The organism is Mesorhizobium sp. P3_A10 (assembly GCF_056403175.1).
The window spans coordinates 1-19,323 of sequence record NZ_JBFUFZ010000011.1; the positions used below are offsets into that span (position 1 = coordinate 1).

A 19,323-nucleotide genomic window follows, 5' to 3' on the forward strand; every position below is an offset into this window, starting at 1 on the left:
AAGCTCAAAGGCAAGCGATGTATCTGGGGTGGTCGAGAGTCGGTCCGCAACGTCCTCTACATGGCTGCGCTCAGCGCCGGAGTGCATAACCCCATCTTCGCCGCCTTTCGCCAGCGCCTACGGGCCAAAGGCAAGGAAGCAAAGGTCGCCATTGTGGCCGTCATGCGCAAGCTTATCACCACCCTCAACGCCATGATGCGTACCAACAAATCCTGGAACCCCGCATCGATATGAAAGCACGGTTGCTCATCTGCCTGCCGGCATCTTCTCCCCGTGAACGGGGAGAAGGACGCCTTCATTAATGTTTTCGCCAATTCTCAGCGTTGCGGGACAGCGCCGGCGTTGCGGCCAGCTTCTTTCTCCCCGTTTACGGGGAGAAATGCCCGGCAGGGCAATGAGGGGCGGCGCCAACCTCAAGCGATTGTCCAGCGGTGTACAGCGATTTCCAAAGTCCCTAATCTGATCATCCGATGCCAGCAGAGGAGGGGCGCTTGGACGAGCACGATCCTGGGGAAAAGCTGATCGAGCCGGTTTTCCGCAACGGCACAATCACCACCGTCGGCATTCTGCTGGCGTTCTCGCTGGGTTTTGTCACGCATTGGGCGGCCAATCCGATACCCTGGAAACTGCATCATCTGCTTGCCGTGGTGCCGATCCTGGTCGGCATCGCCCTGCAGATGCGGGCGCTGTCGCTGTTGCTCGACGTGGAGTCGCTGCGCCGGAAGATCTACGAGCGGGCCAACCGCATCTTCATGGCCGGCATTATCCTGACCGCCTGCGGCGTCGGGCTAGCGATTCTGCTCGATGTCTTCGAGGTTTCGGCGAGTAGCGCGCTGCCTGGCTAGGCCAGTCTGACGCCGCCGATCATCTTGGTCACTGCCGCCGCCGCGTCGTGCACCAGCGGCCCGATTTCGGACAACCGCTCCGGGGTCACGCGCACGGTCGGACCGGACACGGAAACGCCGCCGATCGGTTCGCCGAACTCGTTGAAGATGGCGGCGGCGACGCAGCGCATGCCGGGGTGCCGCTCCTCGTCGTCGACCGACCAGCCGCGCTGCTTGATCGCTACCAGATCGTGGGCCAGCGCCGAGATATCGGATAGCGTGTTGCCGGTGAAGCGCTCCAGCCCAGCCTTGCGCAGGATGGCGCCGACGCGCTCCGGCTCGAGATGCGCCAGCACCGCCTTGCCGATGCCCGAGGCGTGAAACGGGCTGCGCGTGCCCGGCCGGAAGAAGGCGCGGATCGCCTGATGCGTCTCGACCTGGCTGACGAAGACGACGCAATCATCCTCGGCGACGCCGAGATTGGCGGTCTCGCCGGTCTTTTCCATCAGTTCCTGCATGACGATGCGGGCGCGGTCGACCAGCTTGCGGCGGCGCAGGAAGGCGGCGCCCATGCGGTAGGTCTCGACGCCGATCGACCAAAGCTGGTCGCTCGTATCGAACTCGACCATGCCGTGGTTTTGCAGCGTCGTCAGCATGCGGTAGGCGGTGGAGGCGGCAAGGCCGCTCTGCGCCGCGATCTCGCTCAGCGACAGGCCGCTGCCTTCGGCGACAATGGCCAGGATGCGCAGCGCCCGGTCGAGCGACTGTACGGAGCCCGCTTCGGCGGGGCCATTGAAGGAGCGTGGCCGGCCGCGCTGGCGTTTTTCGGTCGTTTCCATCCCGTCATTCTCCCAGATATTTTTGAATCAGCAATGAAAAAGTTTTTCACTGATTGATCAGCCGAAACCGTGGAAAACGGAAAATCAAATAAAAACAGTGGCCAGGCGTCGTTTTCTAGAAATGAAAAAATATTCTGAAAAAATTGAAAAATAGCTCCGGCGCAGGCATTATCGCGACATCCAACAATGACTAATTCCGGTGGAGGCTTGAAATGGCTAGGATGCGCGCGGTCGATGCCGCGGTTCTCGTTCTCGAAAAGGAAGGCATTTCCTGCGCCTTCGGCGTGCCGGGTGCCGCGATCAATCCGTTCTACTCGGCGCTGAAGGCGAGGGGCACGGTTCGCCATATCCTCGCACGCCATGTCGAGGCGGCCTCGCACATGGCCGAAGGCTATACGCGAGCCAAGGCAGGCAATATCGGCCTGTGCATCGGCACGTCGGGGCCGGCCGGCACCGACATGATCACCGGGCTTTATTCGGCTGCGGCCGATTCCATCCCGATCCTGTGCATCACCGGCCAGGCGCCGCGGGCACGGCTGAACAAGGAAGATTTTCAGGCTGTCGACATCGCCGCCATCGCCGCACCCGTTGCCAAATGGGCGGTCACGGTCATGGAGCCCTATCTGGTGCCGATGGCGCTGCAGAAGGCGTTTCACCTGATGCGCTCGTCGCGGCCTGGTCCCGTCCTCGTCGATTTGCCGGTCGACGTGCAACTGGCCGAGATCGAGTTCGATATCGATGCCTATGAGCCGATGGTGCCGTTCAAGCCGGCGATGACGCGCGGCCAGGCCGAAAAGGCTTTGGCGATGCTCAACACGGCCGAGAAGCCGCTGATCGTTGCCGGTGGCGGCATCATCAATGCCGATGCGTCCGATCTGCTCATCGAATTCGCTGAGATCACGGGCGTTCCGGTCATTCCGACGCTGATGGGCTGGGGCGCGATCCCCGACGACCACCGGCTGATGGCCGGCATGTGCGGGCTGCAGACCTCGCATCGCTACGGCAATGCGACGATGCTCGAAGCCGACTTCGTCTTCGGCATCGGCAACCGCTGGGCCAACCGCCATACCGGCTCGGTCGATGTCTACACCAAGGGGAAAAAGTTCATCCATGTCGATATCGAGCCGACGCAGATCGGCCGTGTCTTCGCGCCGGACCTCGGCGTCGTCTCAGATGCCGGTGCGGCGCTGAAAATCCTGCTCGACGTCGCCACCGAATGGAAGACGGCGGGCAAATTGCGCGACTGGTCGGGTTGGGCGAAGGAATGCCAGGCCCGCAAGAAGACGATGAAGCGCAAGACGCATTTCGACCAGGTGCCGCTGAAGCCACAGCGCGTCTATGAGGAGATGAACAAGGCGTTTGGCCGCGACACCACCTATGTCACCACGATCGGGCTGTCGCAGATCGCCGGCGCCCAGTTCCTGCATGTCTACAAGCCGCGCAACTGGATCAATTGCGGTCAGGCCGGACCACTCGGCTGGACGCTGCCGGCAGCATTGGGCGTGCGCGCCGCCGACCCGAACCGCACCGTCGTGGCGCTGTCGGGCGATTACGACTTCCAGTTCATGATCGAGGAACTGGCGGCCGGGGCGCAGCACAAATTGCCCTACATCCATGTCGTCGTGAACAACGCCTATCTCGGCCTGATCCGCCAGGCGCAGCGCGGCTTTGCCATGGATTTCGAGGTCAGCCTGGCCTTCGAGAACGTCAATCGCGCAAACGAACCCGAGGCCGGCTATGGCGTCGACCACGTTGCTGTCGCCGAAGCCATGGGCTGCAAGGCGGTGAGGGTGCGCAAACCCGACGAATTCGCCGGCGCCTTCAAGGAGGCGCAGCGGCTGATGAAGGAGCACCAGGTTCCGGTTGTGCTCGAATTCATCCTCGAGCGGGTCACCAACATCTCGATGGGCACCGAGATCGACAAGATCACCGAATTCGAGGAGCTTGCCGAACACAACGAAGACGCGCCGACCGCGATCGTGATGTTGGACTAGGAGAAGAAGAATGCCGCGTTTTTCAGCCAATCTTTCGATGCTCTTTGGCGAGCATGACTTTCTCGACCGTTTTGATGCCGCCGCCCGCGCCGGCTTCAAGGGCGTCGAATATATCGGCCCCTATGACCACGCGCCCGACGTGGTGGCGGCAAGATTGAAGAAGAACGGCCTGACGCAGGTGCTGTTCAACCTGCCGGCCGGCGACTGGGGCAAGGGCGAGCGCGGCATTGCCGTGCTGCCGGAGCGGGTCCCGGAATTTCGGCAAGGCGTGGCCAAGGCGATCACCTATGCGCATGCGCTGGGCTGCGAGCAGATCAACTGCCTCGCCGGCATCGCGCCGCAAGGCGCCGATCGCACGGTGCTGGAGAACGTCTTTGCCGAAAACCTGGCTTTCGCGGCGGAGAAGCTGGAGCAGGCCGGTATCAAGCTGCTGATCGAGCCGATCAACACGCGCGACATTCCGGGCTTCTTTCTCAACTACTCGGACCAGGCCTTGGCGCTGATCGATCGCGTCGGCTCGAAAAACCTGTTCCTGCAATACGACATCTATCACATGCAGATCATGGAGGGGGATCTCGCCCGTACCATCGAGGCAAACCTCGGCCGCATCGCGCATATCCAGCTTGCGGACAATCCCGGCCGTCACGAGCCGGGGACGGGCGAGATCAATTATCCCTTCCTCTACGAGCATATCGACCGCCTCGGTTATTCCGGATGGATCGGGGCGGAATACAAGCCGAAGGCGGGAACGGAGGCTGGGCTCGGGTGGTTAAAGGAATTGGCCGGGCAGGGCAGTGCGGCAGCGTAGCTGCCGGGGCGTAAGCGACTGAGTTCGAGTTCCTTCGCGCCCCCCTCTAGCCTGCCGGCCATCTCCCCCACAGGTGGGGAGATCGGCAGCTTCGGCGCCGGCTTGCAACTTTCTAATTTCGAAAATTGGCGAAGGCATCGGTGACATCCAATCTCCCCACCTGTGGGGGAGATGGCCGGCAGGCTAGAGGGGGGCGCGACAGAACGCGGCCAACAAAGGACGGAGAACAACAATGGACACCATCGGCTTTATCGGCCTCGGCATCATGGGCGCACCGATGGCGGGGCATCTTTTGGACGCCGGCTACAAGGTCATCGCCAGCGACCATCGTTCGAAGCCACCGGCCGAGCTCGTCGCCAAGGGCCTTAAGACAGTCACCGGCCATGCCGCCGTGGCGAAGGCTGCCGACATCATCATCACCATGGTGCCCGATACGCCGCAGGTGGCCGATGTTCTGTTCGGTGACAACAGCGTCGCGTCAGGGCTGTCGAAGGGCAAGCTTGTCATCGACATGAGCTCGATCTCGCCGATCGAAACCAAGGTTTTCGCCAAAAGGATCAATGATCTTGGCTGCGACTATCTCGACGCGCCGGTGTCCGGCGGCGAGGTCGGCGCCAAGGCGGCGTCGTTGACCATCATGGTCGGCGGCGAGGACAAGGCGTTCGAACGCGCCAGACCTGTGTTCGAGAAGATGGGCAAAAACATTACGCTCGTTGGCCCCAACGGTGTCGGCCAGACCACCAAGGTCGCCAACCAGATCGTCGTCGCGTTGACCATTGAAGCGGTTGCCGAAGCGCTTGTTTTTGCATCGAAAGCCGGCGCCGATCCGGCCAAGGTGCGGCAGGCGCTGATGGGCGGGCTGGCGGCGTCGCGCATCCTCGAAGTGCATGGCGAGCGCATGGTCAAACGCACCTTTGCGCCAGGCTTTCGCATCGAATTGCACCAGAAGGATCTGAACCTGGCGCTAGAAGGCGCCAAGGCGCTCGGCGTGTCGTTGCCCAACACCTCGACGACGCAGCAACTGTTCAATTCCTGCGCGGCCAATGGCGGTGCGAAGGAGGATCACTCGGCACTGGTGAGGGCGCTGGAGCGGATGGCCAATTTCGAGGTCGGCGGCGACGCGGCCGGAACCAAAGGCAAAGCAGCGTAGGTCAGGAGAGGGCGGCGCAACGTTCCCAAGCCGCCTGCTCTTTCCTTTCGGAGAACGGGTTCCTGCGTTGATGCCGGAGCCCGTTTCTCGTCTTGCTTCTTGGGAAAGCGAACGGCCGCTGCGGGCTCAGCCGCGCTTCAAAAATGCCTGCGCCGCATAGAGGCTCACCGCCGCCGCGTTCGACACGTTGAGCGAACGGATGGCGCCGGGCATGTCGAGGCGGGCGAGCGCTGTGACCGTCTCGCGCGTCTTCTGGCGCAGGCCCTTGCCTTCGGCGCCGAGCACCAGCGCGATCTTGTCGCCCGAAAAGCTCTTTTCCAGTTCCGCCGGTCCGTCCGAATCAAGGCCGATGGTCTGAAAGCCGGCCTCGTGTAACTGGCCGAGCGCGTCGGCCAGGTTTTTCACCTCGATCTGGTCGATATGCTCCAGCGCGCCGGAGGCGGATTTCGCCAGCACGCCGGATTCCTGCGGGCTGTGGCGCGCGGTGGTGATCAGCGCGCCGGCGCCGAAGGCGACCGCCGAGCGCAGGATGGCGCCGACATTGTGCGGGTCGGTGACCTGGTCGAGCACCAGCACCAGCCTGGCGTCGCCCAGCGCGTCGAGGCGCTTCGGCTTCAGCGGCTCTGCCTCGATCAGCACGCCCTGGTGGACGGCGTCGGAGCCGGTAATCTTGTCGATGTCCCTGGGTTCGACCAGTTCGGTCTTGAAGGGCAAGGCGGCCAGGTCGGCGATCTCCAGACGCTCGGCCGCATTGCGGGTCACCAGCATTCTTTTGATCCGCCGGCGCGGATTGTCGAGTGCTGCACGCACCGTGTGCAGGCCGTAAAGCCGCACCAGACCGTCCGCAGCGTGCTCGCCGGGCGGCACCGGCTGGCGCGGCCGGAAGGCCGGCGCGCCGCCGGCCTTCTCGTCGCGATGCGCGCGGCGCAGCTTGGCGTAGTGGGTGTCTTTCGGGGTCTTGGAACTGTTGTCGTTGCTCATGGCCGGCTTCTATAGACGTGTCGTCCGGTCATGGATACAGCGCTGAAAGCTGCCCGCTGCCCGGCATATGAAATTCAGCGCGTTTTGCCTGGTTGTTGCGGTTGACAGTTTTGGGCGGTGCCGCCATAAGGCGCTTCGCGGACGGGCTGTTGAGGCGGCCCCGACGCGTCGATGCCTTGTTGCATGGCTCCGGCGGCAGACTGGAGAGGTGCCCGAGTGGTTAAAGGGGACGGACTGTAAATCCGTTGGCTATGCCTACGTTGGTTCAAATCCAACCCTCTCCACCACTGCCGGCCCGGAAGCCCTGAAACGCAAAGCATCGGACCGAAACGTGGATAACGGTTTTCGGGCGACTCCGATGCTTAACTAACAAGCATCGAACCGAAAAATGCATGGCGGTTTTCGGGTGAATCCGATACTTCACTGAAAGGCGCGGGTATAGCTCAGTGGTAGAGCAGCAGCCTTCCAAGCTGAATATGCGGGTTCGATTCCCGCTACCCGCTCCAGTCAAATCTCCGCGAATATCTCCGTTTCGAGAGCGGCCCTTGCCCGCAAGCGCTACGCGACGACCGTCAGCCGGCGCCTGCGCTCATCCAGCGACACGATGGTCAGCCCGCTGGCCACCACCAAAAGGATGCCGCAGACGGCCAGCGCATTGGGGAACTGCCCGAACACAACCAGGCCTGAAATGACGGCCCAGACAGTGAAGCAGTAGTAGAACGGCGCCACAAGGCTGGTCGGCCCGACACGATAGGCCATGAAGATGAAGAAGTGGCCGAAGATCAGGAACAGTCCGGCCCCGCCTATCAGCAGAAGGTGGCGGGTCTCCGGCATCACCCATTGCTCGGAAACCAGATGCGCAATGCCGGCGCCGGCCAACACCACCACGACCGCGGAAATGGCGACGATCATGCCGGGCACTTCGGCCGCGACCCTACGCCCGGCCAGATCGCGCGCGGCGGAAAGTGCGGCGTTGCCGAGCGCCAGCAAGGCATAGACGGAAATGCCCTGCATCGTCGGTTGTGCCACCATCAGCGCGCCGATGAAGCCGAGCCCGATCAACGCCATGCGCACGCCGCCGATCCGTTCGCCAAACAGGATCGAGGAGCCGACCAGCATCAGCAGAGGGGTGATCTGCCCGAGCGCGGTGGAATCGGCGATCTGCATGTTGGCCAGCGCCACCACATAGCAAAGGATCGCCGCCAGCTCGAGCAGGTTTCTGCGCAATACGCGTCTGTTGAGGATCAGCGGAACCTGCCTGGCGTAGCCGAGCAGGAACAACAAGGGGAAGCCCCAGAGCGAGGCGGCCACCCCGCGCAGGAATAGCACTTCATAAGGTGGCAGCCCGGTGGTCGCGAGCTTCATCATCGTGTCGTTGACGAGGTACGACCCCGTTGAAACGATCATGAACAGCGGGCCGCGGATGGTGATCGGGATGAAATGCATGCGCTGACCAAATCAGACTGGCATTGCGGCGGCAATGGGCCAGCCGCCGGTTGCAAATCCGGCAGGGCAGACAGGTCGCCGCCGGCAATATGCCGACATTCGCCGCGGCGAGCCTTCGCCATTTCATTTTCGATCGCGCGTTCCTATATAGGCGTCATACCCCCGAAATCGGATCGTCGGTTCGGACCGAGTGCGCGCACTCCCGGTCACAAGGCACTTGTGTTTTTCGGCCGTAGTCGCTAATCGCCCCGCATTCGACTGAACTGAAGGTCAAGGCCGTCCAAGGAAAGAGACTATGGCAAAAGGTAAATTCGAGCGTAACAAGCCTCATGTGAACATTGGCACGATTGGCCACGTCGATCATGGCAAGACGTCGCTGACGGCGGCGATCACCAAGTATTTTGGCGAATACAAGCGCTACGACCAGATCGATGCGGCGCCGGAAGAGAAGGCCCGCGGCATCACCATCTCGACGGCGCACGTCGAATACGAGACGGCTGCCCGACACTACGCCCATGTCGACTGCCCCGGCCACGCCGACTATGTGAAGAACATGATCACCGGTGCCGCGCAGATGGACGGCGCGATCCTGGTCGTTTCGGCCGCCGACGGCCCGATGCCGCAGACCCGCGAGCACATCCTGCTTGCCCGTCAGGTCGGCGTGCCGTCGATCGTGGTGTTYTTGAACAAGGTCGACCAGGTCGACGACGCCGAGCTGCTCGAACTGGTCGAGCTCGAGGTKCGCGAGCTTYTGTCGAAGAACGAATTCCCCGGCGACGACATTCCGATCGTCAAGGGTTCGGCGCTKGCYGCTCTTGAAGATTCSAACAAGACGATCGGCGAGGACGCGATCCGCGARCTGATGGCGGCGGTTGATGCCTACATCCCGACCCCGGTTCGTCCGCTGGACAAGCCGTTCCTGATGCCGATCGAAGACGTGTTCTCGATCTCGGGCCGTGGCACGGTCGTCACCGGCCGCGTCGAGCGCGGCATYGTCAAGGTCGGCGAGGAACTCGAGATCATCGGCATCCGTCCGACGACCAAGACGACCTGCACGGGYGTKGAAATGTTCCGCAAGCTGCTCGATCAGGGCCAGGCTGGCGACAACATCGGCGCGCTGCTGCGYGGCGTTGAYCGTGAAGGTGTCGAGCGCGGCCAGGTTYTGGCCAAGCCGGGTACGGTSAAGCCGCACAAGAAGTTCGTGGCYGAAGCCTACATCCTGACCAAGGACGAAGGTGGCCGTCACACGCCGTTCTTCACCAACTACCGTCCGCAGTTCTATTTCCGCACGACKGAYGTGACCGGYATCGTGTCGCTGCCGGAAGGCACCGAGATGGTGATGCCGGGCGACAACATCACGGTCGATGTCGAGCTGATCGTGCCGATCGCCATGGAAGAGAAGCTGCGCTTCGCCATCCGTGAAGGCGGCCGCACCGTCGGTGCCGGCATCGTCGTCACCATCAAAGAGTAACTTGGACTTAAACCGATCTGTCGCGGGCGCAGGATATGCCCGCGCCGCGCCAGAACAAGGAAGTGACGCATGAACGGACAGAATATCCGCATCCGCCTGAAGGCGTTTGATCACCGCGTGCTCGACGCCTCGACGAAGGAAATCGTGTCGACGGCCAAGCGCACCGGTGCCAACGTCCGCGGCCCCATTCCGCTGCCGACGCGGATCGAAAAGTTCACGGTCAACAGGTCGCCTCACGTCGACAAGAAGAGCCGCGAGCAGTTCGAGATGCGCACGCACAAGCGTCTGCTCGACATCGTCGATCCGACCCCGCAGACGGTCGATGCTTTGATGAAGCTCGATCTGGCCGCCGGTGTCGACGTCGAGATCAAGCTCTAAGGAACGAGAGCGAGCGAGGAAGGGGCGGTGCCCCTGGCCCGGAACTCTAAAGGAATTGAACCGATGCGTTCAGGTGTGATTGCAAAGAAGGTGGGAATGACCCGCATCTACAACGATGCCGGGGAACATGTTCCCGTCACCGTTCTCCAGATGGAGAACTGCCAGGTCGTGGCGCAGCGCACGCAGGAGAAGAACGGCTATACCGCCGTCCAGCTCGGCGTTGGCCTTGCCAAGGTGAAGAATACGTCGAAGGCGATGCGCGGCCATTTCGCGACCGCTTCCGTCGAGCCCAAGGCCAAGGTTGCCGAGTTCCGCGTCTCGGCCGACAACATGATCGATGTCGGCGCCGAGATCACCGTCGAGCATTACGTCGCCGGCCAGAAGGTCGATGTGACGGGCACGACGATCGGCAAGGGTTTTCAGGGCGTCATCAAGCGCCACCACATGGGTGGTGGCCGCGCGACGCACGGTAACTCGGTTTCTCACCGTACGCACGGTTCGACTGGCCAGCGCCAGGATCCGGGCAAGGTGTTCAAGGGCAAGCATATGGCTGGCCACATGGGCGACACCCGCGTCACCACGCAGAATGTCGAGATCGTTTCGACCGATGCCGATCGCGGCCTGATCCTGATCCGCGGTGCGGTTCCCGGTTCGAAGGGCGCCTGGATCCTGGTTCGCGACGCCGCCAAGGTGGCGCTGCCGGCCAATGCGCCGAAGCCTGCCGCAATCCGTGCTGTCGCCAAGAACGATGCCCCGGCCACAGAGGGAGCGGAATAATGGACATCAAGATCACAACGCTGGGCGGCAAGGACGCCGGCAAGGTGAAACTCTCCGAGGAGATTTTCGGCCTTGATCCGCGCGAAGACATCCTGCAGCGCGTCGTGCGCTGGCAGCTTGCCAAGAAGCAGCAGGGCACGCACAAGGCCAAGGGCCGCGCCGAAATCGCGCGCACCGGCGCCAAGATGTACAAGCAGAAGGGTACGGGCCGCGCCCGCCACCATTCGGCACGCGCTCCGCAGTTCCGCGGCGGCGGCAAGGCTCACGGCCCGGTCGTTCGCAGCCACGAGCACGATTTGCCGAAGAAGGTCCGCGCGCTCGGCCTCAAGCATGCTCTCTCGGCCAAGGCCAAGAGCGCGTCGATCATCATCATCGACGAGCTGAAGCTGACCGAGGCCAAGACGAAGGCGCTGATCGCGAATTTCGCGACGCTGGGCCTGACCAACGCTTTGCTGATCGGCGGCGCCGAGCTTGACAAGAACTTCAAGCTGGCAGCGACGAACATCCCGAACATCGACGTGCTGCCCATCCAGGGCATCAACGTCTACGACATTCTGCGCCGCGGCACGCTGGTCCTTTCGAAGGCCGCCGTCGAGGCTCTCGAGGAGCGCTTCAAATGACCGACCTTCGTCACTACGACGTGATCGTCTCGCCGGCGATCACCGAAAAGTCGACCATGGCCTCCGAGCAGAACCAGGTCGTCTTCAACGTCGCTAAGAAGGCGTCGAAGCCGGAAATCAAGGCCGCCGTCGAAGCGCTGTTCGGCGTCAAGGTGATGGCCGTGAACACGCTTGTCCGTAAGGGCAAGATCAAGCGCTTCCGTGGCACGGTTGGCCGCCAGAGCGACGTCAAGAAGGCGATTGTGACGCTGGCCGATGGCCAGTCGATCGACGTCGCGACGGGTCTCTGAGCAAGGCCGCGAGGACAGAAACATGGCACTGAAAAAATTCAACCCGGTAACGCCGAGCACCCGCCAGCTGGTCATCGTCGACCGCTCGGGCCTCTACAAGGGCAAGCCCGTCAAGGGTCTGACCGAAGGCCTGACCAAGTCGGGCGGCCGCAACAACTACGGTCGCATCACGGCTCGCTTCATCGGCGGCGGTCACAAGCGTTCGTACCGCATCATCGACTTCAAGCGCCGCAAGTTCGACGTCGTCGGCACGGTCGAGCGCATTGAATACGATCCGAACCGCACCGCCTTCATCGCGCTAATCAAGTACGACGATGGCGAGCTGTCCTACATCATCGCTCCGCAGCGTCTGGCTCCAGGCGACAAGATCGTGGCCGGTGAATCGGTCGACGTGAAGCCGGGCAATGCGATGCCGCTGGCTTCGATGCCGGTCGGCACGATCGTTCACAACATCGAGCTGAAGCCGGGCAAGGGCGCTCAGGTCGCTCGTTCGGCCGGCGGCTACGGCCAGCTGGTCGGTCGTGACCAGGGCATGGCGATCCTTCGCCTCAACTCGGGCGAGCAGCGTGTCGTGCACGGTTCGTGCATGGCCACTGTCGGCGCCGTGTCCAATCCGGACCACGGCAACATCAATGACGGCAAGGCCGGTCGCACCGTCTGGCGTGGCAAGCGCCCGCACAATCGCGGCGTGACCATGAACCCGGTCGACCATCCGCACGGCGGCGGCGAAGGCCGCACTTCGGGTGGCCGCCATCCGGTTTCGCCCTGGGGCAAGCCGACCAAGGGCAAGAAGACGCGGTCCAACAAGGCGACCGACAAGTTCATCCTGCGCTCGCGCCATCAGCGCAAGAGCTAAGAAGAGGTAACGCCAAGTGACTCGTTCGATTTGGAAAGGCCCCTTCATTGACGGCTACCTTCTCAAGAAGGTGGACAAGGTTCGTGAAGGTGGTCGCAATGAGGTGATCAAGATGTGGAGCCGTCGCTCCACCATCCTGCCGCAGTTCGTCGGCTTCACCTTCGGTGTCTACAACGGCCAGAAGCATGTTCCCGTCTCGGTGAACGAGGACATGGTCGGTCACAAGTTCGGTGAATTCGCTCCGACCCGGACCTATTACGGTCACGGCGCGGATAAGAAGGCGAAGAGGAAATAATCATGGGCAAGGCCAAAGCTCCGCGCAGGCTTGCTGACAACGAAGCGCGCGCCGTACTGCGCACGATCCGTATCAGCCCGCAGAAGCTGAACCTCGTTGCCGCGCTGATCCGCGGCAAGAAGGTCGCGACAGCGCTTTCCGATCTCGAATTCTCGGCCAAGCGGATTTCCGGCACGGTCAAGAAGACGCTGGAATCGGCGATCGCCAACGCCGAAAACAACCACGACTTGGATGTCGATGCACTGATCGTGGCGGAAGCCTATGTCGGCAAGTCGATCGTCATGAAGCGGTTCCATGCCCGTGGCCGTGGTCGCGCCAGCCGTATCGAGAAGCCGTTCTCGCACCTCACGATCGTTGTTCGTGAAGTCGAAGAAAAAGGGGAGGCCGCATAATGGGCCAGAAAGTCAATCCGATCGGTCTGCGCCTCGGCATCAACCGCACCTGGGATTCGCGCTGGTTCGCGAACACCGGGGAGTACGGCAAGCTGCTGCATGAGGACATCAAGATCCGCAAGTATCTCGAGAAGGAGCTCAAGCAGGCTGCCATCTCGAAGGTTGTGATCGAGCGTCCGCACAAGAAGTGCCGCGTCACCATCCATGCGGCGCGCCCGGGTCTGATCATCGGCAAGAAGGGCGCCGACATCGAGAAGCTTCGCAAGAAGCTGATGGAGATGACGAAGTCCGAGACGCACCTCAACATCGTTGAAGTGCGCAAGCCGGAGATCGACGCGACCCTGGTCGCCCAGTCGATCGCCCAGCAGCTCGAGCGCCGTATCGCGTTCCGCCGCGCCATGAAGCGCGCCGTTCAGTCGGCGATGCGTCTCGGTGCCGAAGGCATCCGCATCAACTGCGCCGGCCGTCTCGGCGGCGCCGAGATTGCGCGCATGGAATGGTACCGCGAAGGCCGCGTGCCGCTGCATACGCTGCGCGCCGATGTCGACTACGGCACGGCCGAAGCGCATACGGCTTACGGCATCTGCGGCGTCAAGGTCTGGGTGTTCAAGGGCGAAATCCTCGAGCACGACCCGATGGCTTCGGAGCGTCGCGCGACCGAGGGCGATCATGCGCATGGCGGTGGTGGTGGTGAGCGCGAACGCGGTCGCCGTCGCGAAAACGCCTAAGACAGTTGAGAATTTGGAGTTAGAACGATGCTGCAGCCAAAGCGCACAAAGTTCCGCAAGCAGTTCAAGGGCCGCATCCATGGTACCGCCAAGGGCGGCACCAACCTGGATTTCGGTGGTTTCGGGCTGAAGGCGCTTGAGCCGAACCGCGTCACCGCGCGCGAGATCGAGGCGGCCCGCCGCGCGATCACTCGTGAGATGAAGCGTGCCGGCCGCGTGTGGATCCGTATTTTCCCGGATGTGCCGGTGACCTCGAAGCCGACCGAAGTCCGCATGGGCAAGGGCAAGGGCGCGGTCGATTACTGGGCAGCTCGCGTCAAGCCGGGCCGCATCATGTTCGAGATCGACGGCGTCAACGAAGAAACCGCCCGTGAGGCGCTGCGTCTCGGCGCGGCCAAGCTCTCGGTCAGGACGCGCTTCGTACAGCGCATCGCAGAATAAGGACGGGCTGATCATGAAAGCCGAAGACATCCGGACCAAGACCCAGGACCAGCTGACCGACGACCTGGCCAGCTTGAAGAAGGAGCAGTTCAACCTGCGCTTCCAGAAGGCCACCGGCCAGCTCGAGAAGACCGCGCGCGTGAGACAGGTCCGTAAGGACATTGCGCGTATCAAGACCATCGCTGCGGAAAAGTCCGCGGCTAAGAAGGCTTAAGGACGAAAACCATGCCAAAGCGCATTCTGCAGGGCACCGTCGTCAGCGACAAGAACGAGAAGACGGTTGTCGTCAAGGTCGAACGGCGCTTCACGCATCCCGTGATGAAGAAGACCGTGCGCATGACCAAGAAGTACAAGGCGCACGACGAGAACAACGCCCACAAGGTTGGCGATCAGGTGTTCATCCAGGAATCGAAGCCGATTTCCAAGGACAAGCGCTGGATCGTCGTATCTTCGGATCAGGCGTAAACAACGAATTTTGGACAGACCGGGGAGGGGCTTCGAGCCTGTCCCGTTAGAAAAGAAGAAGGCGGCCAGTCATGATTCAGATGCAAACAAACCTCGACGTCGCGGATAATTCCGGCGCCCGTCGTGTCATGTGCATCAAGGTGCTGGGCGGCTCGAAGCGGAAATACGCTTCCGTGGGCGACATCATCGTGGTGTCGATCAAGGAAGCCATTCCGCGCGGCCGCGTCAAGAAGGGCGATGTGATGAAGGCGGTCGTGGTTCGCACGGCCAAGGACATCCGCCGCCCGGACGGCAGCGTGATCCGTTTCGACAAGAACGCAGCCGTTCTCGTCGACAACAAGAAAGAGCCGATCGGCACGCGTATCTTTGGACCGGTTCCGCGCGAACTCCGCGCCAAGAACCACATGAAGATCATCTCGCTCGCGCCTGAAGTGCTGTAAGGAGCCGGACCAATGCAGAAGATTAGAAAAGGCGACAAGGTCGTCGTGCTGGCCGGCAAGGACAAGGGCCGTTCGGGCGAAGTCCTCTCGGTACAGCCGAAGGAAGACACCGCGCTGGTGCGCGGCGTCAACATGATCCGTCGTCACCAGAAGCAGTCCCAGTCCCAAGAGGGCGGGATCATCACCAAGGAAGCGCCGATCCAGCTGTCGAACATCGCGCTGGCCGACCCCAAGGATGGCAAGCCGACCCGCGTCGGCTTCATCTTCCAGAAGGACGGCAAGAAGGTGCGCGTCGCCAAGCGCTCGGGAGAAGTCATCAATGGCTAAGGCTCAAACCACGAAGCCCAAGGCTGAAAGCAAGCAGTCCAAGGCCCAGAACACGCCGCGTCTGAAGCAGGTCTATAACGAGACCATCCGCAAGGCGCTGCAGGAGCAGTTTGGCTACGAGAACGAGATGCAGGTTCCGCGCATCGACAAGATCGTGCTGAACATGGGCGTTGGCGAAGCGACCGGCGATTCGAAGAAGCCTTCGATCGCTGCCGAAGACCTGGCGATGATCGCCGGCCAGAAGGCCGTCGTCACCCGGGCTCGCAATTCGATCGCCGGCTTCAAGGTCCGCGAAAAGATGCCGATCGGCGCCAAGGTCACGCTGCGCAAGGAACGTATGTACGAGTTCCTCGACCGTCTCGTGAACATCGCGCTGCCGCGCGTCCGCGATTTTCGCGGACTGAATCCGAAGAGCTTCGATGGCCGTGGCAACTATGCCATGGGCATCAAGGAACACATCGTGTTTCCGGAGATCAACTACGACAAGGTTGATCAGATCTGGGGCATGGACGTCATCGTTTGTACGACTGCGAAGACGGACGACGAAGCCAGGGCATTGCTCAAGGCCTTCAACTTCCCCTTCCGCCAGTAACGGCAGCGAGAAAAGGAAAAATCTGAAATGGCAAAGACCAGCTCAGTCGAGAAGAACAACAGGCGCCGCAAGCTTGCCGACCAGTACGGTCCCAAGCGCGCTGCCCTCAAGGCGATCATCATGGATCAGTCCAAGCCGATGGAAGAGCGTTTCCGCGCTCAGCTCAAGCTTGCTGCCTTGCCGCGCAACTCGGCCAAGATCCGCATCCGCAACCGCTGCGAAGTTACCGGCCGTCCGCGCGCCTACTATCGTAAGCTCAAAGTATCGCGCATCGCGCTTCGTGATCTCGGCAATAACGGCCAGATCCCGGGCCTGGTCAAGTCGAGCTGGTAAGGAGGACATAACATGTCATTGAGCGATCCTCTCGGCGATATGCTGACCCGCATCCGCAACGCCTATGGCCGCAAGAAGTCGAGCGTTTCGACGCCGGCCTCGCGCCTGCGTACCCGCGTCCTCGACGTGCTGAAGGCTGAAGGCTATATCCGCGATTACAGCCAGACCGACTTCGACAACGGCAAGTCCGAAATCGAGATCGAGCTGAAGTATTTCGACGGTGCGCCGGTCGTGCGCGAAATCGCCCGCGTTTCGAAGCCGGGCCGCCGCGTTTACGTCTCGGCCAAGTCGATCCCGCACGTCGCCAACGGCCTCGGCATCGCCATCCTTTCGACACCGAAGGGCGTGATGGCCGACCACGAAGCGCGCGAACAGAATGTCGGTGGCGAGATCCTCTGCCAGATCTTCTGATCTGGCAGCTGACCGCAAACTGGAATCCGGTCTTCGGATCGTTTCCGAAGACAGAGACCTGAAACAAGAGAAGTGACGAGGACAACAAAATGTCTCGTATTGGTAAGAAACCCGTTTCGCTGCCGCAGGGCGTGACCGCGACCGTCAACGGCCAGACCGTGACGGCGAAGGGCCCCAAGGGCGAGCTGAAGTTCGTGGTGAACGACGAAGTGCTGGTCAAGATGGAAGGCAGCGAAATTGCTGTCCAGCCGCGCGACCAGACCAAGACCGCTCGCTCCAAGTGGGGCATGTCGCGCACGCAGATCGTCAACATCCTGCAGGGTGTCAAGGACGGTTTCGAGAAGAAGCTCGAGATCACCGGCGTCGGCTATCGCGCAGCACTCCAGGGCAAGAACCTGCAGCTGGCTCTTGGCTTCAGCCATGACGTCGTCTATCAGACGCCGGCTGGCATCACCATCACCGTGCCGAAGCCGACCGAAATCACCGTGGCCGGCATCGACAAGCAGCAGGTTGGCCAGGTTGCCGCCGAGATTCGCGAATACCGCGGCCCCGAGCCTTACAAGGGCAAGGGGGTCCGTTACGCCGGCGAGAAGATCGTCCGCAAGGAAGGCAAGAAGAAGTAATCGTAACGCCGCGGGGAGCGGCCGCGGGAGGCGCTTTCGCCTACCGCATATGGCGGCCCCCGTTTTTTGAAGGCAGGGAAGACTATCATGGCTAACAAAGAATCCATCCAGCGCCGCGCGCAGCGCGTCCGTCGCCAGATCAAGAAGGTCGCCGGCGAGCGTCCGCGTCTTTCGGTTCACCGCACGTCGAAGAACATCTACGTGCAGGTCATCGACGACGCCAAGGGCCACACCATCGTTGCCGCCTCGACGCTCGAGAAGGACCTGAAGGGTTCGCTCAAGACCGGCGCCGACACCGCGGCTGCCGCTGCGATCGGCAAGCTGATCGCCGAGCGGGCCGCGAAGGCTGGCGTCAAGGAAGTCGTCTTCGACCGTGGCGCCTACATCTATCACGGCCGCGTCAAGGCGCTGGCCGAGGCTGCCCGCGAAGGCGGCCTGAGCTTCTAAAACTTTCGCCCCCGGTGACCCACAGAGGCGCCGGATCTTATCAGCAACCGTGCTTCCGGAAAAAAACAAGGAACAGGATATGGCACAGGAACGTAGGGATGGCGGCCGCGGCCGTGATCGCGAAGAGCGCGACGATGGCATGGTGGACAAGCTCGTCCACATCAACCGCGTCGCCAAGGTCGTCAAGGGCGGCCGTCGCTTCGGTTTTGCAGCACTCGTCGTCGTCGGCGACCAGAAGGGCCGCGTCGGCTTTGGTCACGGCAAGGCGCGCGAAGTGCCTGAGGCTATCCGCAAGGCAACTGAATCGGCCAAGCGCGACATGATTTTCGTGCCGCTGCGCTCGGGCCGCACGCTGCACCACGACGTCGAAGGACGCTGGGGCGCGGGACGCGTGCTGCTGCGCGCTGCCAAGCAGGGTACCGGCATCATCGCCGGCGGCCCGATGCGCGCTGTCTTCGAGACGCTCGGCATGCATGACGTGGTCGCCAAGTCGATGGGTTCGTCGAACCCGTACAACATGGTTCGTGCCACTTTCGACGCGCTGAAGAGCCAGATGCATCCCAAGGATGTGGCTGCTGCGCGCGGCATCAAGTACTCGACCCTTCAGGCCCGCCGCGGCACCGCCGTTGCGGCTGAAGAATAGTCGACGCTGACCAGGGATTTTGACCATGGCCAAGAAAGCAACCAAGACCGTCACCGTTGAGCAGATCGGTTCGCCGATCCGCCGGCCGAAGGAGCAGCGCGCAACGCTGGTCGGCCTCGGCCTCAACAAGATGCACAAGCAGCGCACGCTGGAGGACACTCCTTCCGTGCGCGGCATGATCGCTGCCGTCCAGCATCTCGTCCGCGTCGTGGACGAGGGCTGAACACAAGCGCAGGAGAACGAAGATGAAACTCAACGATCTGCGTGACAAGGACGGCGCGACGCACTCCAAGAAGCGTCTCGGCCGCGGCATCGGTTCCGGCTCGGGCAAGACCGCCGGTCGCGGCGTCAAGGGCCAGAAGGCGCGCTCCGGCGTTGCCATCAACGGCTTCGAGGGTGGCCAGATGCCACTCTACAGGCGTCTGCCGAAGCGCGGCTTCAACAACATCTTTGCGAAGAGCTTCACGGTCGTGTCGCTGGCTCGCATCCAGGTTGCGCTCGACGCCAAGAAGCTCGATGCCAAGGCAACCGTGACGGCTGAAGCGCTGGTCGCTGCCGGCGTCATCCGCCGCGTCAAGGACGGCGTGCGCATCCTCTCCGACGGCGAGATCAAGACGAAGCTCGCCTTCGACGTTGCCGGCGCCTCCAAGGCCGCGATCGAGAAGATCGAAAAGGCCGGCGGTTCGGTGAAGCTGCCGGAAAAGGCAGCCGCCGAGTAACGACAATTTGAAGCGCGATCAGCAAGGATGTTT

General features: G+C 62.2%; 29 protein-coding genes, 2 tRNA genes and 1 pseudogene. 29 read left to right on the top strand and 3 right to left on the bottom strand.

Annotated elements, in window-relative coordinates:
- Both AC1DXU_RS28585 and AC1DXU_RS28590 read left to right on the top strand, forming a co-directional pair.
- Positions 1-234: pseudogene (locus tag AC1DXU_RS28585) on the top strand (IS110 family transposase); the annotation flags it as partial.
- A gap of 257 nt (positions 235-491) precedes the next feature.
- A complete protein-coding gene (locus AC1DXU_RS28590) occupies positions 492-845 on the top strand; it encodes a hypothetical protein (protein WP_477374380.1) in 354 nt (117 codons plus the stop codon).
- Here the strand turns inward: AC1DXU_RS28590 and bhcR are convergent.
- On the bottom strand, positions 842-1,663 hold the full coding sequence (gene bhcR, locus AC1DXU_RS28595; RefSeq protein ID WP_477374382.1) for an HTH-type transcriptional regulator BhcR: 822 nt from the start codon (positions 1,661-1,663) through the stop codon (positions 842-844). The two genes, AC1DXU_RS28590 and bhcR, sit on opposite strands and share 4 nt — an antisense overlap.
- A 212-nt stretch (positions 1,664-1,875) precedes the next feature.
- On the opposite strand from bhcR, the gene gcl reads away from it, so the two are divergent.
- The 3 genes from gcl to AC1DXU_RS28610 all read left to right on the top strand — a co-directional run bounded on the left by gcl (position 1,876) and on the right by AC1DXU_RS28610 (position 5,615).
- On the top strand, positions 1,876-3,657 hold the full coding sequence (gene gcl, locus AC1DXU_RS28600) for a glyoxylate carboligase (RefSeq protein ID WP_477374384.1): 1,782 nt from the start codon (positions 1,876-1,878) through the stop codon (positions 3,655-3,657).
- Positions 3,658-3,667: 10 nt separating this feature from the next.
- Positions 3,668-4,465, top strand: coding sequence for a hydroxypyruvate isomerase (gene hyi / locus AC1DXU_RS28605; RefSeq protein ID WP_477374386.1), 798 nt, complete (start codon positions 3,668-3,670; stop codon positions 4,463-4,465).
- A gap of 232 nt (positions 4,466-4,697) precedes the next feature.
- Positions 4,698-5,615, top strand: coding sequence for a 2-hydroxy-3-oxopropionate reductase (locus AC1DXU_RS28610; protein ID WP_477374388.1), 918 nt, complete (start codon positions 4,698-4,700; stop codon positions 5,613-5,615).
- 126 nt (positions 5,616-5,741) lie between these two features.
- Here the strand turns inward: AC1DXU_RS28610 and AC1DXU_RS28615 are convergent, their stop codons facing one another.
- Positions 5,742-6,596, bottom strand: a complete 855-nt coding sequence (locus tag AC1DXU_RS28615) for a TrmH family RNA methyltransferase (protein WP_477374390.1) — start codon at positions 6,594-6,596, stop codon at positions 5,742-5,744.
- A 202-nt stretch (positions 6,597-6,798) separates the two neighbouring features.
- On the opposite strand from AC1DXU_RS28615, the gene AC1DXU_RS28620 reads away from it, so the two are divergent.
- Both AC1DXU_RS28620 and AC1DXU_RS28625 read left to right on the top strand, forming a co-directional pair.
- Positions 6,799-6,883 (top strand) — tRNA-Tyr (locus AC1DXU_RS28620).
- Between the two features lie 145 nt (positions 6,884-7,028).
- Positions 7,029-7,102: transfer RNA gene (locus AC1DXU_RS28625), tRNA-Gly, on the top strand.
- Between the two features lie 52 nt (positions 7,103-7,154).
- Here AC1DXU_RS28625 and AC1DXU_RS28630 read toward each other — a convergent pair.
- Entirely contained in the window at positions 7,155-8,042 is an 888-nt protein-coding gene (locus tag AC1DXU_RS28630) for a DMT family transporter (RefSeq protein ID WP_477374392.1), read from the bottom strand.
- A 295-nt stretch (positions 8,043-8,337) separates the two neighbouring features.
- Here AC1DXU_RS28630 and tuf point away from each other — a divergent pair, with 295 nt between their 5' ends.
- From tuf to rplO, 22 genes are all read left to right on the top strand, one after another.
- Positions 8,338-9,513, top strand: coding sequence for an elongation factor Tu (gene tuf / locus AC1DXU_RS28635; RefSeq protein ID WP_023723394.1), 1,176 nt, complete (start codon positions 8,338-8,340; stop codon positions 9,511-9,513).
- 69 nt (positions 9,514-9,582) lie between these two features.
- Positions 9,583-9,891 (top strand): 30S ribosomal protein S10, encoded by a 309-nt coding sequence (gene rpsJ / locus AC1DXU_RS28640; RefSeq protein ID WP_010909272.1) that lies wholly within the window; start codon positions 9,583-9,585, stop codon positions 9,889-9,891.
- A 63-nt stretch (positions 9,892-9,954) separates the two neighbouring features.
- Entirely contained in the window at positions 9,955-10,668 is a 714-nt protein-coding gene (rplC, locus tag AC1DXU_RS28645; RefSeq protein ID WP_477246637.1) for a 50S ribosomal protein L3, read from the top strand.
- Positions 10,668-11,288, top strand: a complete 621-nt coding sequence (rplD, locus tag AC1DXU_RS28650) for a 50S ribosomal protein L4 (protein WP_477246638.1) — start codon at positions 10,668-10,670, stop codon at positions 11,286-11,288. Before rplC ends, rplD begins: the two co-directional genes overlap by 1 nt.
- Complete coding sequence (locus AC1DXU_RS28655; protein ID WP_023757976.1) at positions 11,285-11,578, top strand: 50S ribosomal protein L23; 294 nt, start codon at positions 11,285-11,287, stop codon at positions 11,576-11,578. The genes rplD and AC1DXU_RS28655 overlap by 4 nt, the downstream gene beginning before the upstream one ends.
- Before the next feature lie 22 nt (positions 11,579-11,600).
- The gene (gene rplB, locus AC1DXU_RS28660) at positions 11,601-12,434 is read left to right on the top strand and encodes a 50S ribosomal protein L2 (protein ID WP_195174889.1); all 834 of its coding nucleotides are present in this window, start codon (positions 11,601-11,603) and stop codon (positions 12,432-12,434) included.
- Positions 12,435-12,450: 16 nt separating this feature from the next.
- Positions 12,451-12,729 carry a 30S ribosomal protein S19 gene (rpsS, locus tag AC1DXU_RS28665; protein ID WP_006205463.1) on the top strand — a complete coding sequence of 93 codons (279 nt, stop codon included), beginning with the start codon at positions 12,451-12,453 and terminating at the stop codon, positions 12,727-12,729.
- A gap of 2 nt (positions 12,730-12,731) precedes the next feature.
- Positions 12,732-13,121 (top strand): 50S ribosomal protein L22, encoded by a 390-nt coding sequence (gene rplV, locus AC1DXU_RS28670; protein WP_006205462.1) that lies wholly within the window; start codon positions 12,732-12,734, stop codon positions 13,119-13,121.
- Positions 13,121-13,849, top strand: coding sequence for a 30S ribosomal protein S3 (gene rpsC, locus AC1DXU_RS28675; protein ID WP_258601606.1), 729 nt, complete (start codon positions 13,121-13,123; stop codon positions 13,847-13,849). Before rplV ends, rpsC begins: the two co-directional genes overlap by 1 nt.
- 27 nt (positions 13,850-13,876) lie before the next feature.
- On the top strand, positions 13,877-14,290 hold the full coding sequence (gene rplP / locus AC1DXU_RS28680; protein ID WP_006205460.1) for a 50S ribosomal protein L16: 414 nt from the start codon (positions 13,877-13,879) through the stop codon (positions 14,288-14,290).
- A 13-nt stretch (positions 14,291-14,303) separates the two neighbouring features.
- The gene (gene rpmC, locus AC1DXU_RS28685) at positions 14,304-14,504 is read left to right on the top strand and encodes a 50S ribosomal protein L29 (protein WP_006205459.1); all 201 of its coding nucleotides are present in this window, start codon (positions 14,304-14,306) and stop codon (positions 14,502-14,504) included.
- 11 nt (positions 14,505-14,515) lie between these two features.
- The gene (gene rpsQ / locus AC1DXU_RS28690) at positions 14,516-14,755 is read left to right on the top strand and encodes a 30S ribosomal protein S17 (RefSeq protein WP_010909280.1); all 240 of its coding nucleotides are present in this window, start codon (positions 14,516-14,518) and stop codon (positions 14,753-14,755) included.
- A 71-nt stretch (positions 14,756-14,826) separates the two neighbouring features.
- A complete protein-coding gene (rplN, locus tag AC1DXU_RS28695; protein ID WP_006205457.1) occupies positions 14,827-15,195 on the top strand; it encodes a 50S ribosomal protein L14 in 369 nt (122 codons plus the stop codon).
- 12 nt (positions 15,196-15,207) lie between these two features.
- The gene (gene rplX, locus AC1DXU_RS28700; RefSeq protein WP_013531428.1) at positions 15,208-15,522 is read left to right on the top strand and encodes a 50S ribosomal protein L24; all 315 of its coding nucleotides are present in this window, start codon (positions 15,208-15,210) and stop codon (positions 15,520-15,522) included.
- Positions 15,515-16,114 (top strand): 50S ribosomal protein L5, encoded by a 600-nt coding sequence (gene rplE / locus AC1DXU_RS28705; RefSeq protein WP_111548980.1) that lies wholly within the window; start codon positions 15,515-15,517, stop codon positions 16,112-16,114. The genes rplX and rplE overlap by 8 nt, the downstream gene beginning before the upstream one ends.
- 27 nt (positions 16,115-16,141) lie before the next feature.
- A complete protein-coding gene (gene rpsN / locus AC1DXU_RS28710) occupies positions 16,142-16,447 on the top strand; it encodes a 30S ribosomal protein S14 (RefSeq protein WP_010909282.1) in 306 nt (101 codons plus the stop codon).
- 12 nt (positions 16,448-16,459) lie between these two features.
- Positions 16,460-16,858, top strand: coding sequence for a 30S ribosomal protein S8 (gene rpsH, locus AC1DXU_RS28715; protein ID WP_006205453.1), 399 nt, complete (start codon positions 16,460-16,462; stop codon positions 16,856-16,858).
- A gap of 89 nt (positions 16,859-16,947) precedes the next feature.
- Positions 16,948-17,481 carry a 50S ribosomal protein L6 gene (rplF, locus tag AC1DXU_RS28720; RefSeq protein WP_477314520.1) on the top strand — a complete coding sequence of 178 codons (534 nt, stop codon included), beginning with the start codon at positions 16,948-16,950 and terminating at the stop codon, positions 17,479-17,481.
- Positions 17,482-17,568: 87 nt separating this feature from the next.
- Positions 17,569-17,928, top strand: a complete 360-nt coding sequence (gene rplR, locus AC1DXU_RS28725) for a 50S ribosomal protein L18 (RefSeq protein WP_477314522.1) — start codon at positions 17,569-17,571, stop codon at positions 17,926-17,928.
- Between the two features lie 79 nt (positions 17,929-18,007).
- Complete coding sequence (rpsE, locus tag AC1DXU_RS28730) at positions 18,008-18,571, top strand: 30S ribosomal protein S5 (protein WP_006333394.1); 564 nt, start codon at positions 18,008-18,010, stop codon at positions 18,569-18,571.
- 25 nt (positions 18,572-18,596) lie between these two features.
- Positions 18,597-18,794 carry a 50S ribosomal protein L30 gene (gene rpmD / locus AC1DXU_RS28735; RefSeq protein WP_023736690.1) on the top strand — a complete coding sequence of 66 codons (198 nt, stop codon included), beginning with the start codon at positions 18,597-18,599 and terminating at the stop codon, positions 18,792-18,794.
- A 22-nt stretch (positions 18,795-18,816) separates the two neighbouring features.
- Positions 18,817-19,290 (top strand): 50S ribosomal protein L15, encoded by a 474-nt coding sequence (rplO, locus tag AC1DXU_RS28740; protein WP_477374394.1) that lies wholly within the window; start codon positions 18,817-18,819, stop codon positions 19,288-19,290.
- Positions 19,291-19,323: the final 33 nt, after the last annotated feature.